Annotated in this window: 13 protein-coding genes; 5 read left to right on the forward strand and 8 right to left on the reverse strand. The window is 39.2% G+C overall.

Annotation, left to right across the window (positions count from 1 at the left end; translation table 11 throughout):
- Positions 1-16: 16 nt before the first annotated feature.
- Entirely contained in the window at positions 17-526 is a 510-nt protein-coding gene (locus ACOKFD_RS15435; RefSeq protein WP_422858738.1) for a DUF6702 family protein, read from the forward strand.
- Between the two features lies 1 nt (position 527).
- Positions 528-1112 (forward strand): HupE/UreJ family protein, encoded by a 585-nt coding sequence (locus ACOKFD_RS15440; protein ID WP_298995067.1) that lies wholly within the window; start codon positions 528-530, stop codon positions 1110-1112.
- A gap of 63 nt (positions 1113-1175) precedes the next feature.
- On the opposite strand, the gene ACOKFD_RS15445 is transcribed toward ACOKFD_RS15440, so the two are convergent.
- From ACOKFD_RS15445 to ACOKFD_RS15470, 6 genes are read right to left on the reverse strand one after another with little or no spacing between them, the layout of a single operon-like run.
- A complete protein-coding gene (locus ACOKFD_RS15445) occupies positions 1176-3041 on the reverse strand; it encodes a hypothetical protein (protein ID WP_422858739.1) in 1866 nt (621 codons plus the stop codon).
- Between the two features lie 28 nt (positions 3042-3069).
- Complete coding sequence (locus tag ACOKFD_RS15450; RefSeq protein WP_298995063.1) at positions 3070-3474, reverse strand: transcriptional repressor; 405 nt, start codon at positions 3472-3474, stop codon at positions 3070-3072.
- A 10-nt stretch (positions 3475-3484) separates the two neighbouring features.
- Entirely contained in the window at positions 3485-3874 is a 390-nt protein-coding gene (locus tag ACOKFD_RS15455) for a hypothetical protein (protein ID WP_422858740.1), read from the reverse strand.
- Between the two features lie 52 nt (positions 3875-3926).
- Positions 3927-4367 (reverse strand): hypothetical protein, encoded by a 441-nt coding sequence (locus tag ACOKFD_RS15460; protein ID WP_422858741.1) that lies wholly within the window; start codon positions 4365-4367, stop codon positions 3927-3929.
- Positions 4360-5646 carry an ABC transporter permease gene (locus tag ACOKFD_RS15465; protein WP_422858742.1) on the reverse strand — a complete coding sequence of 429 codons (1287 nt, stop codon included), beginning with the start codon at positions 5644-5646 and terminating at the stop codon, positions 4360-4362. The genes ACOKFD_RS15460 and ACOKFD_RS15465 overlap by 8 nt, the downstream gene beginning before the upstream one ends.
- Complete coding sequence (locus tag ACOKFD_RS15470; RefSeq protein WP_298995049.1) at positions 5643-6269, reverse strand: ATP-binding cassette domain-containing protein; 627 nt, start codon at positions 6267-6269, stop codon at positions 5643-5645. Before ACOKFD_RS15470 ends, ACOKFD_RS15465 begins: the two co-directional genes overlap by 4 nt.
- A 127-nt stretch (positions 6270-6396) precedes the next feature.
- Between ACOKFD_RS15470 and ACOKFD_RS15475 the strand changes: the two genes are divergently transcribed.
- Together ACOKFD_RS15475 and folE are read left to right on the forward strand one after the other, a co-directional pair.
- Positions 6397-6804 carry a MerC domain-containing protein gene (locus ACOKFD_RS15475; protein ID WP_422858743.1) on the forward strand — a complete coding sequence of 136 codons (408 nt, stop codon included), beginning with the start codon at positions 6397-6399 and terminating at the stop codon, positions 6802-6804.
- Positions 6805-6821: 17 nt separating this feature from the next.
- Positions 6822-7487 carry a GTP cyclohydrolase I FolE gene (folE, locus tag ACOKFD_RS15480; protein ID WP_422858744.1) on the forward strand — a complete coding sequence of 222 codons (666 nt, stop codon included), beginning with the start codon at positions 6822-6824 and terminating at the stop codon, positions 7485-7487.
- Positions 7488-7512: 25 nt separating this feature from the next.
- Here folE and ACOKFD_RS15485 read toward each other — a convergent pair whose 3' ends face one another.
- Both ACOKFD_RS15485 and ACOKFD_RS15490 read right to left on the reverse strand, forming a co-directional pair.
- On the reverse strand, positions 7513-8856 hold the full coding sequence (locus ACOKFD_RS15485; RefSeq protein WP_422858745.1) for an alkaline phosphatase D family protein: 1344 nt from the start codon (positions 8854-8856) through the stop codon (positions 7513-7515).
- Between the two features lie 164 nt (positions 8857-9020).
- Positions 9021-10229 (reverse strand): FG-GAP repeat domain-containing protein, encoded by a 1209-nt coding sequence (locus ACOKFD_RS15490; RefSeq protein WP_422858746.1) that lies wholly within the window; start codon positions 10227-10229, stop codon positions 9021-9023.
- A gap of 471 nt (positions 10230-10700) precedes the next feature.
- On the opposite strand from ACOKFD_RS15490, the gene ACOKFD_RS15495 reads away from it, so the two are divergent.
- Complete coding sequence (locus ACOKFD_RS15495; RefSeq protein WP_298995035.1) at positions 10701-11660, forward strand: hypothetical protein; 960 nt, start codon at positions 10701-10703, stop codon at positions 11658-11660.
- Positions 11661-11672: the final 12 nt, after the last annotated feature.

Genomic DNA, 11672 nt, shown 5'->3' on the forward strand with positions numbered 1-11672 from the left:
CAAAGGTTGTCCAATAGTGTTTAGACTGTTCTTTCTTTTTATTGCGCTGGGGGCCTCTATTCAAACAGTTGCACATCCTTTACGACTATCTTTGTGCGAGATAGAATATGCTTCCAATAAGCAACTTTTGACCATTAACTTGAAGCTATTTCTGACCGATGTCAATGAAGCCCTTGTTTTTGACCCCAATAGTAAAGAATTGGCTTTTTGTCAACCCAATGAATCCGATAAGGCGAACAAGCTTTTGCTGGACTATTTAAATCAGTTTTTTTACGTTAAGGCAAATAGGGAGGTAGTAGATTTAAAAATTAAGCGCAAAAAACTTAGTGGAGAAGGGGAGAATACCGCACTTTGGGTTTATTTTGAAATCAAACAATCCTCACTCTTGAAAACTTTGGAAGTCAAAAATGCTGTTTTTACGGATTTGTTTTTTGATCAGAACAATATAGTTTATGTTCATGTTAATGGAGAATCCAAAAGCATGATGCTGAATAAAAAAACACCGGTTCATCAATTGAAATACTGATATGCATCCATTTGAATTTTACTTGAAATTGGGTTTTGAGCATATCGCCGACCTTGCCGGTTATGATCATATACTTTTCTTGGTGGTGCTCTGTGCTGTTTATCGCATTGAACAGTGGCGTAAAATCCTCATTTTGGTGACTGCCTTCACTATTGGACATAGTGTAACTTTGGTTTTGGTCTCTTTAGATATATTTTCCATTCCTTCTAAGTTCATCAAATTCCTTATCCCGCTGACCATTTTTTTGACTGCACTTCATAACGTACTCGGAGGGAACCAAATGGAAAAGTCGTTAAAAATGAAACGAAATTATGCTATGGCCTTGTTCTTTGGCTTAATTCATGGTATGGACTTTTCCAATTATTTTAAAGCACTTATTATGGACCCTTCGGACATAGTAATCCCGCTATTGGGCTTTAATATTGGAATAGAATTGGGGCAATTGTTGATTGTCTTTTTTATAGTAGGTATCGCCTTTTTATTCCTTAACATTTTAAGAGTGAAACATAGGGAGTGGAATCTTTTTATTTCCGGAGCTGCTGCAGGATTGTCTCTGATATCTATGCTGGACAATAAGTTTTGGTAGACATGCCATTATAATCCAATACCTATAGGGTAACGATAAGAGTTTCTTTATAATACCTATCAATTAACGTAGTACAATTTCATCAATAAGATTCAAGGTATCTGGATTCACCACCTTCATTTTTACCGTTTTACCATCTACATAAAACAGACATACCGCATTTTCTACACTAAAAGCTTTGGTGTGTTCGCTCCAGGGTAATACTTCTTGTGCATAATACGGTGCTCCTGCAGCCCCATTGTTAATTTGGTAGATGGATCTAGACACGTTCAATTTTTCATGAGGATAATCCTCGGGGTAAATTGTAACCTCCTCAGTTAACTTCAACCTATTGTAATTGTGTTCATCTCCGGTTAAAATAGCAAGTACCTTTTTGCTTTTGTTTATTAGGATGTTGAGGTATTGGTCGCGTCTTTCAATAATTCCTTTTTCCAACGGTTTCCCTGCTACAAAAGGTCTTTTTTCGTTATTGCCACTATACCACATATCATCTCGACTATGGCCTCCATTGGGAAAAGCAGGTGTATGTTGGGTCACGAAAATATGGTCAATGGTATCATCCTTTTCTAGAGAAAGAATGGTATTTTCCAACCACTCCAGTTGATTATCCATAATATAACCATGTAGACCCCCTGAAGTAATAGTATTTCTTGAAAGACTTGGCGCATACCAGTAATCACTGTTCAATACCACTATGGCCACATTGTCGTATCTGTAATGGAAAACATTTTCAGAGTATGAAGGGAAATCAATGGTTTGTGGAGACGGGTCATATGTACTTCCATCTTCACTTTTTAAGGTGGATATAGGGTTTACGAAAGCTTGGGCAAAAGAAGCTTCGGCAGATTCTGTATCGTAGGGAAATTTGTCAACAAAACCTTTACTTCTTCCTGTACTATCTCGGAATATATGTCCCAAGGCTTCATGATTTCCCATACCTACTTGAAATGGCATATAATGCCAAAAAGGCTCCACAGCTTTCTTCCAATTGGTATACTGCACCTGGGTTTCAGCATTGGTTTGCAGGTATCCGTTAATCAAATCTCCGCTAAATTGCATGAAAGCAGCATCATTCGCATATGCAACTGCGGCAATTTTCTTCATTATGTAGGCATTGGCTCCATAAATCTTGCGCTCACCTCCCCCTGAAGCATGCCTGCTATCGCTTGTGTAGGCAAATACGAATGGAGTTTTGCTTCCTGGTTTTGGGGCCGTTTTTAAATGGTACTGCTGCGTGAAGTTTTCGTATTTGATTGAGTACTCATATTGAGTGTTGGGTTTAAGTTTGGATACTGCAATCTCATGATGTGTTGCAGAGGGACTGGTAATGGATTCTTCGTTGATCTTTAAGGTTACTTCTATAGGCTGTGTGGTGTTGAACCAAATAGTGGCGCTGGTATCAGTCAACATATTAATAAAGGGACCTTCATAGATGGAAGGGGCCAGTGAAAAGGGCCCTGCGCCAGTAAGGGAAACCTCCCCGTCATACACCACCATTCCTTTTTCATCTGCAAGGCGATAACCTATAGAAAGTATCTGATTCTCCTGCCAGTCAACAAAATCATAGGGATAACGAAAATCCCGTTTAATATTGATATCGGCCTTACCAGATTCCAATGTTTTTACAAATCGGAAAACTGGTAGTGGGTGCGGTGCTTTTCCATATGGGATAAGCCCATAGGTAATGGTGCCTTCAAAATTCCCAAAATCCATGGTAACCCCTTCTTCGGTTCCTTTAAGATTCCCAAACAATTGCTCAAGACTGTAACGTGCTTTACCTTTTGATGCATAGTACTTCTCACCGTTATCTTCTAGGAAGAGTCCATTTTCATCATTCTTGATATTGCTATGACTCTTTGGTACTACAATGTTTTGGGCAAAAATCATATTCGTCAATACCAGCGCAAGGAAATTGATGTATTTCTTCATAGTTTGTTTTAATCGTTTTGTGTGGTTGTTAGCATTTTGAGCAAACGCCTTTTATTATCGTTTGGATGTTTTTGGTTTTAAATCCTTTTGGCACGTTTAATTGAGGAGGAGCGGATACCTCCATACAATACACCGTTTCACAAGTCTCACAGACAAAATGGGCATGGTCTTGACCTTCCTTGGGCAATTCTCCAAACGCGTATTTGGATATTCCTGAATGGTCATTTATTCTATGAATAATACCTGCTTGTTCAAAAGAAGTCAAGTTACGATACAGTGTGGATTTATCAATTTCACTTTTTAAGGCTAGTTGTAAATCGCTATAGGATTGTGCATGTTTCAACTGCAAAAAGTGATGGAGCAAGGCCATCCGGACTTTTGTTTTTTTCAAGCCCTTTTCTTTCAAAATCTGTCCGAAGTTGCTGTTTTCCATTAACAAATCCTTATTTGAAACTTACCGCATTCGCATTTTCAATACGATAGTAGGCAGTATTTGGGTCATTCCCGTTCAAGTTAAATGTTCCCTCAACCGAAATCAGTGCATCCATAGAGAAAGAAATCTTTTTGTCGAACTGTAAATCTACAATAGACTCTGGTCCTCCATTTCCGCAAAAGAAACAAGATGCCATTGGGTTTTTGGATAATAGGTATATAGACTGTTTTCCATCCAAAACCAGTAAGTATCCTGTTATGCTAACCTTTTTTCCTTCCAAAGCTCTGAGTTTTGCTGAAAACGTTGCTTTTTCAAAACCTGGGATGAGCGCGTTGGGGGAGTGCGATTCCCAGAAAATACCATCAGATAGGTCGTCCCATGTCAAAATAGCTTGGGACATACCCTCTGCCATTGATAGAAAGAACAATATGTACAAAAAAAGGCGCATCATTTTAATTTGCCAAACGGCCCGTCGCTTCAGTTAAAATATAGTTGCAATGGTCTACATCGTTGGCATTTAGTTCAAGAGTTCCTGTAACAATGACGATTTGGTCTGTTCTAAAAGGGGGTTTTTCCTTAAAACTAACTTCAATTATGGTTTCCGGACCCGAACCTCCACAAAAGAAGCAGGAGGCCATTGGATTTTGAGATATCAGAAATATGTCTCCACTACCTGAAATATCTAAAAAATAGCCTTTGATACTGACCTGTTTACCCTTGTAAGACATTATTTTTTCACCAAATGTGGGCATCAAAAAATGAACCCCATACTTTTCGTTGAACTGTGATTGAAAATTCACATCGGCAAAATCTGTCCAGGTAAGTTGTTTCTGTGCCATACCGGAAAAACCGATGAAAATCAGCATAAAGAAAAACAAGAGGTATTTATTCATTAGATAAAGTTTTTGCTACGTTTAATTTAAAAATTGAAATGGAAGCCATTAAAGCGGCAATGATTGCCAGTACCAAAATAGTAACCATTAGTAAAATCTCAATCATTTCTGGACGGTTTATTTGAAATGTGTACCCATATGTGGCACTCATGTATCCGGATAAAATCCAGATGCCCAGGCGTCCTAAAATCCATCCAGCCACAAATCCAATAAGTGCCAAAAATACACCTTCCAATAGAGCCAATCCAAGGAGTTGTCTTGTATGGAAACCGTATGTCCTTAAAAGTGCAAGCTCTTGCCTTCTTTCCCGAATGGTCTTTAAAAGGCTTATAAAGATACTCAATCCTGAAACCAATAAAATGGCCAGGGCAATTCCATTTATTGTAGTGGCCCCTGAACCCAACAATCCCATTAGGCGTTGTATTTCAAAACCGGGAAGCGCAGCTTGCACGGAAGTGTTCTCGTTGATGAATCTGGGGAGCTGGACCATTCCCAGAGGGCTTTTAAATTTAACCAAGAGAGAGGTTATCTCTAAATTTTTATCTTCTTCATGCTTATCCTCTTCGCCATCTTCATGTTCGTGTTCGTGCCCATTTTGGTCTCCATGTTCCTCATGGGAATCATCATGATGTTCCTCGCTAGACTCATCATGCTCTGCATCTTCATGACTGTGGGCCTCCCAAACACTTTCCAAATTTGAAATCAATAGTTGATCAACAACCGATCCGGTGGGCTTGAGAATTCCAATTACTTCGTAAGGATGATCATCATGTCCGTCTCCGCCACCCACTAAACCATGTGAACTGGTAAAAGTGTCTCCTAGTTTCAGATTTAACCTGGTACTTACTCCGTGGCCTGCAACCACTTCAAAGGATTTTTGGAAAAGTCGTCCTTCTTGTAGTTCTGCGTTGTACCTCTCAAGGTATTCCAATTCTGTGCCCAGTAATCTGTATCCTTTGTAGTTGTCTCCATAAGAAACCGGGATGGTTTTTTCTACAAAAGGATGCTTGCGCAGCATGTCAATGTCCTTTAGTTTTATATTTCCAGTAGGTACATCTATGTGAAGTACGGATGACAAGACTAGCTGTAAAGGGCTTCCTTTGGCTCCTACTACCATATCGAAGGGAGCAATGTTCTTGTTCAATTGACCGCTCAATTGCTTGTTTAATTGTAGAACAAAGGTTACCAAAGATACGCTCAATGATAGGAGCAATAGGCTCAATAACAAATTGAGCGGTTTGGAAATCATGTTTCTATATGCCAAATACCCTAGATTCATAGCTCAACTCGATTTTGAAAGTGAGACATTACACGGAGATCGTGTGTGATGATTACCAAACTACTTTTGCAAATCTCAGCTTCTTCCTTGAGTAGGTTGATAACCTTGACACAGTTCACGTCATCTAGATTAGAAGTGGGTTCATCTGCCAATATTATTTTAGGTCTGTGGATTAAACCAAGTGCAATGGAGAGACGTTGCTGTTGTCCTTGGCTCAATTCAGTGACCTTTTTGTTGAGATGTTCGGAAAGTCCTAGTCTTTCGGTGAGCTTATGTCTTCTATCTTTGTCAATGGGGTTTTTGAGAATACTCTGTCGAAGGACAAGATTGTCCTGCACATTAAGGGATTTAATAAAATGATATTGTTGGAAGATAAGCCCAATTTGTTCACCCCTGAATTTGTCCAGTTCTCTTCGTGACAATGAGTCCAGTTCTTTTCCAGCGATGGCTACGTTACCTTTCACGGGAGGCAATAGTCCGGCCATTAAGTATAAAAGTGTGGTCTTGCCTATGCCTGAAGGGCCTATTATGAGCAAATGTTGCCCTAGGGGAAGGTCGATATCTGGAAAAACCATTTCTTGTTCATCCCCATAGGCATATGTGAGACTTGATGTTTTAACCATTAGTTCGTTTTGACAAAAATAAACATAAATGCAACTTGGTTGCATTTGAAAATAAGCACTAACTTTGCCAAAAATCTGATTTTGTTTTTGTATGCTCTAAAAGAGCATGTTAAAAATGTTATAATTAATGACGTTAGCACAAGTATCACTTAAATCTGATTGGATTGGAATTCTTGCCAGCGGGCTTTGTTTGGCTCATTGTTTGGCAACTCCTTTCCTTTTTATGGCGCATGCAAGTATAGGCGTTCACGGGGAGGCGCATCCATCTTGGTGGGGCACTTTGGATATCGTTTTCTTAGTTCTTTCTTTTTTTGCGGTGTATTGGTCCATCCGTAAAACCAGTCAAAGCTGGATAAAGTTTGGCTTTGGTATTATTTGGATGCTCTTGGCGCTAATTGTGCTGAATGAGAAATTTGAGATACTTCATTTGCCCGAGGCGGTCATTTATCCACCTACCGTAGGATTAATATTCCTTCATTTCTATAATCGTCGGTATTGTCAGTGCAAAGACGAGACTTGTTGCGCTGACAGTTAAACTTCAACTTTATATTTATGGAAAAATCCCAAATAGAACTCTTAGGAGACAACCATATCGCCACATCTGTAAAAACCCCTATGCGGGCGGACGCCTTTGAACGTTCGGATGAGGAAAAAATAGAGAATATTCAATCTCATTTTTACAAAATCATGGAAGAGTTGGGTCTCAACCTTACTGACGAAAGTTTATCCGGTACTCCCTATCGATTTGCAAAGATGTACGTAAAGGAATTGTTCTATGGGTTAAATCCCATAAACAAGCCAAAAATATCCACGTTTTCCAATACCTACGGTTATCAACGTATGCTCGTGGAACAGGATATTACCATAGATTCTTCATGTGAACATCATTTTTTGCCCATAGTAGGGAAAGCACATATTGCCTATATTCCAAAAGACAAAGTGGTGGGTCTGTCCAAAATCAATCGTTTGGTGGACTATTACTCGCATCGCCCACAAGTGCAGGAACGACTTTGTCTTCAAATTCTAATCGACCTACAGGATACGCTTGAGACCGAAGATGTGATAGTGATGGTTCATGCAAAGCATCTCTGTGTTTCTTCACGAGGAATAAAGGATAAGGAGAGCTTTACCACAACTCTTGAGTATGGCGGGAAGTTCAAGGATGACAAACTTCGGCACGAATTCTACGGGCTTTTAGAAAACAACTTCAAAGAGTAAAACTTTCATCAGATAAAAAATGCATTTATCTGCCTTTTGATTTATATTTTAAATCTTGGGCTTTGATGTCTTTGACCCATAGTTCTTTGCCATCTTTATCCAATATTTTAATGGTAAGAACCCGATTAGTGCGAGGACCACTGACATTAAGAATTCCGAAGTTATGTTGCCCTACTACGGTTCCTTCCAACTTGTATTTATTCAGTTCTTCTTTATTATTATTGGAGCCTGCCGTCAAAGAGGAACAGGTCAAATCGTAAATGGGATAGACCTCCGCACTTTCCTGCATTTTGCTCAAAACGGTATGGTGTCTGTCTCCATCCAGAAAAACAACTCCTTCAATTTTGGCCTCCCTTATCTTATCGAGTAGATATCTTCTTTCCTTTGGAAAAGTGGCGTAGTTCTCGTAATCAGCTTCGGTACTAAGCACCTGCCCGCCAATGGCAACAAACTTAAAAGGAGCATTACTGGAGGCCAAGGCGTTGATTAGCCAGTCAATCTGTGCTTTGCCCAGGATTTCACGCTCTCCGGTAAAATTGTTATTTGATGTTCTGTAGTAACGGTTATCTAACAAGAAGAATTGTAAATCCGCCCATTGGAAAGTACCAGTTATTCCTCCTTTGTCAATGGCGTCATAATTAGGATTGCCCCAAAAGAGCTTAAAGATTTCTGCTGTTGTTTTCTTTTCCCAAAAACTACTGTCCGCATTGTTTGGCCCAAAATCATGGTCGTCCCAAATGGCATAATGGTGTGTTGAAGCAAGAAGCGCTTGGAGTTGTGGTAATGAACGGGTATGGGTGTACCGATGCAAGATTCCCGTTCTTGAATTCCAATCAGGTTCTCTTAAATAGGTATTATCTCCCAACCAGAGCATAAAGTCGGGCCTCTTCTGATGAATGGACTCAAATATTTCAAACTCGCTACCATAAGGTTTACCGGGCCTATCAAAATATTCATCATTCACATAGTTGCAACTTCCAATGGCAAAACTCACTTCGGGCGGGTCTGTTCTCCACTGCCACAGTGTTTGTGATTGGAATTCCATAGGGTAATCCTTTTGAATCTTATTACCATTCACAAATAACTCATAGTTGTATTTTTTTCCGGGCATAATTTGATTTGCCACCAACTTGGCAACAAAACCATTTTTAGATTCGGTTGTTTGTGTTTCGGTCTTGAAACGTTCACTAGGGTTTGTCTTCTCAAAATATTCAAAATGCACTTGGGCAGATGAGGTTGTTTGAACCCAAAGAAGTGCTTCGCGCATGGTGGAGTATCCTACCATAGGACCAGATTGAACCAAGTCTTGTGCAAGAATGAAATGAATATTGGTCAGTAGTAATAGAATAAAAAGCAATCTGTTTTTCATTACAAAAGAATTTTTGCAGTTGGTAAAATGATAAGGAAAACAAAAATAAAGGTATTCTGCCACTCAATGTTTTGATAAGTTGAAGAAAGTATTAGTATTTGATTTGTTGAAATCAACTTTCATGAAGAATTGTGCTTAAGCTGCTTCGATTTATAATTAATATTTCATCGCTTCTTACCGAAAAGCAGAAAGTCTTGTGAACCGCGATTACTTAGAAAAAGGTCTTTTACTCCGTCCCCATTAAAATCCACATAATCGATATCAAAACCTCTTCCTCCAATTCCTTCAGGGATAATTGTCGCCGTAGCATCTGTAAACAAGCCTTTGCCATTGTTCAAATAAACACTAAAGGGCGTGATGCCGCCAAATCGAGGTCCGTTGGTGTTGCCGGTCATAATATCTTCATCGCCGTCATTGTCAATGTCCAAAAATGCAACACCAAAACAGCGGTTGTCATCTTTGGGCAGATGGGTTTTAGTGATATCTGAAAAAAAGCCTTTGCCATCGTTCAGAAGTAATCTGTTTTGTCGTAAGGCATTCTCAACAAAGGCCTGTACATTACCATATAAAATATCCAAGTCCCCATCTCCGTCAATATCCGCAACGTCCACTTCACGAGTTTCTTCGGGCTCTGTTCGGTATGGCAATCTATCCAAAGACTGGTCTTTAAAAAAGCCTTTCCCAGTATTAATCATTATACGATTCGCGCCTTCGTTCCCTACCAATAAATCTTTATCACCATCATTATCAATATCGGCCAAGGTAAGGTCTTGGGTTACATCTATAAATTCATCAAATCTCTGTGAGGTTTCATCTTTAAAATATCCTTTTCCATCATTGATTAAAACATTGTTTTGCCCATTGTTGCCAATCAGCACATCTATATGGCCATCGCTATTGATGTCAAAAACGATAACTGAATTGGATGTCCCTGCTACAGGAATTCTGCTGCCTTCATCAGAAAAAGTACCATCTCCATTGTTCAAATAAAACTCATTGGTTTTATCATCCTCACTTACCACTATAATGTCCAAATCCCCATCTGAATCAAAATCCGCGATGTCAATATCCTCACTGTCATGATCTACCTGTGGTATGCGAAGCGTACTTTCATTTGTAAACTTTCCCTTTCCATCATTTATGAGTAGGATATTGGGCCTATGTTCATTGGCAATTAAAATGTCCAAATCCCCGTCCGAGTCCAAATCTGCAATTCCTGCATCCATTGAAAGTAATTGCAAATCCTCATAGGGCAAATGTGTCTGGGTTGCATCTACATACCTATAAGTTGATGGATTGGAATTGACCTTGTTTTGACCAAAGTTGATTTGCGAACTCCCTATTAGGAGATATAGTAAGATTATCTTTTTCATGTATTGATTTTATAGGTGCTTAAGCATTTCATTGGCCGAGAGGGTTTATTGAGTACGAAATAGATCTTATATATCCAGCTAGATTACTGAAAACGCTTTACGAGCATACTAGTATTCAAATTTATACTATAAAATCAGTTTTTGGATTTGTAAAACATAGATACATTTTTAGAAAAGAGGATATTTTAAGGCAAAGGACTGTTTTGTGGGGTGTCGAATTGGAATAACATTGCTGATATATAGTCAACTTAAACTTAAAAAAGTCAGCATTTCAGAAACTGTTCAATAGAACATTAAATTGACTGATTCTAAATAACTTTCAACTCTTTGAATTCTCTTAGTTATTTGCCATATTACTAATAAATTAACAAAATTTGACTTTCTGTGTAATGGAAATTCAAAAAATATTAAACAAAATTCAATTTTGTTTAAGAATTTCCGAAGGTCGCCAAACATCTTAACTAATACATTATGGCAAACGTTTTATGGTTACAAGGGGGTGCATGTAGTGGCAACACCATGTCCTTTTTGAATGCCGAAGAACCTACCGTGGTAGAATTGATTACCGATTTCGGACTCAATATTCTTTGGCATCCAACAACTGGTCTCCAAATAGGGGATCAAGTGCAAGACTTATTAAAGGATATCTTGGATGGTAAAGTCCAGATGGATATTCTTGTCTATGAAGGTTCTTTGATCCAAGGACCTAACGGTACAGGAACTATGAACTTTTTTGCAGACCGACCCATGATGGATTGGATTAAGGAACTCTCTGAAGTGGCAGGCTATGTGGTCGCCATTGGAGATTGTGCCACTTGGGGAGGTATCCCTGCGGTACCCCCAAATCCAAGTGAATCCACAGGGTTGCAATTCCATAAAAAAGCCAAAGGTGGTTTTTTGGGGGCAGATTACGTTTCCAAAGGTGGATTGCCTGTCATTAACGTTCCTGGATGCCCTGCACACCCAGACTGGATTACCCAGATTTTGGTGGCCATAGCCGTAGGAAGAATTGGAGATGTGTTGATTGATGAATATCATAGACCAAAAACCTTCTTTACGAACTTTGTGCAAGACGGTTGTACCAATGTGACCAATTTTGCCCAAAAGGTTGACGGTGGATTCGGTAGGCGAGGTGGATGCCTCTTTTATGAAGTAGGTTGTAGAGGACCAATGACTCGAGCAAGTTGTAACAACATTTTATGGAATAGACAATCCAGTAAAACACGCGCCAACCATCCCTGTTTGGGTTGCACCGAACCTGGTTTTCCGCATAATGACCTTCAAAAAGGAAGTGTTTTTAAAACCATGAAGTATTTAGGTTTCTTGCCTAAGGAAGTTCCAACAGGGAGAACAAAATTGGCCTATTATATGGAAGCAGGATTCCAAAAAGTAATGCCGAAGAACAATCGGATAATGGAGACCTCAAAATAATTGACAACTAAC

Source organism: Flagellimonas ulvae (assembly GCF_049333175.1).
Classification (GTDB): domain Bacteria; phylum Bacteroidota; class Bacteroidia; order Flavobacteriales; family Flavobacteriaceae; genus Flagellimonas.

Coding starts and splice junctions, on each gene's coding strand:
- ACOKFD_RS15440 (WP_298995067.1), top strand. CDS start 528: ATGCATCCATTTGAATTTTACTTGAAATTGGGTTTTGAGCATATCGCC.
- ACOKFD_RS15475 (WP_422858743.1), top strand. CDS start 6,397: ATGACGTTAGCACAAGTATCACTTAAATCTGATTGGATTGGAATTCTT.
- ACOKFD_RS15455 (WP_422858740.1), bottom strand. CDS start 3,874: ATGTCCCAAGCTATTTTGACATGGGACGACCTATCTGATGGTATTTTC.
- ACOKFD_RS15470 (WP_298995049.1), bottom strand. CDS start 6,269: ATGGTTAAAACATCAAGTCTCACATATGCCTATGGGGATGAACAAGAA.
- ACOKFD_RS15465 (WP_422858742.1), bottom strand. CDS start 5,646: ATGAATCTAGGGTATTTGGCATATAGAAACATGATTTCCAAACCGCTC.
- ACOKFD_RS15495 (WP_298995035.1), top strand. CDS start 10,701: ATGGCAAACGTTTTATGGTTACAAGGGGGTGCATGTAGTGGCAACACC.
- ACOKFD_RS15460 (WP_422858741.1), bottom strand. CDS start 4,367: ATGAATAAATACCTCTTGTTTTTCTTTATGCTGATTTTCATCGGTTTT.
- ACOKFD_RS15485 (WP_422858745.1), bottom strand. CDS start 8,856: ATGAAAAACAGATTGCTTTTTATTCTATTACTACTGACCAATATTCAT.
- ACOKFD_RS15445 (WP_422858739.1), bottom strand. CDS start 3,041: ATGAAGAAATACATCAATTTCCTTGCGCTGGTATTGACGAATATGATT.
- ACOKFD_RS15490 (WP_422858746.1), bottom strand. CDS start 10,229: ATGAAAAAGATAATCTTACTATATCTCCTAATAGGGAGTTCGCAAATC.
- folE (WP_422858744.1), top strand. CDS start 6,822: ATGGAAAAATCCCAAATAGAACTCTTAGGAGACAACCATATCGCCACA.
- ACOKFD_RS15450 (WP_298995063.1), bottom strand. CDS start 3,474: ATGGAAAACAGCAACTTCGGACAGATTTTGAAAGAAAAGGGCTTGAAA.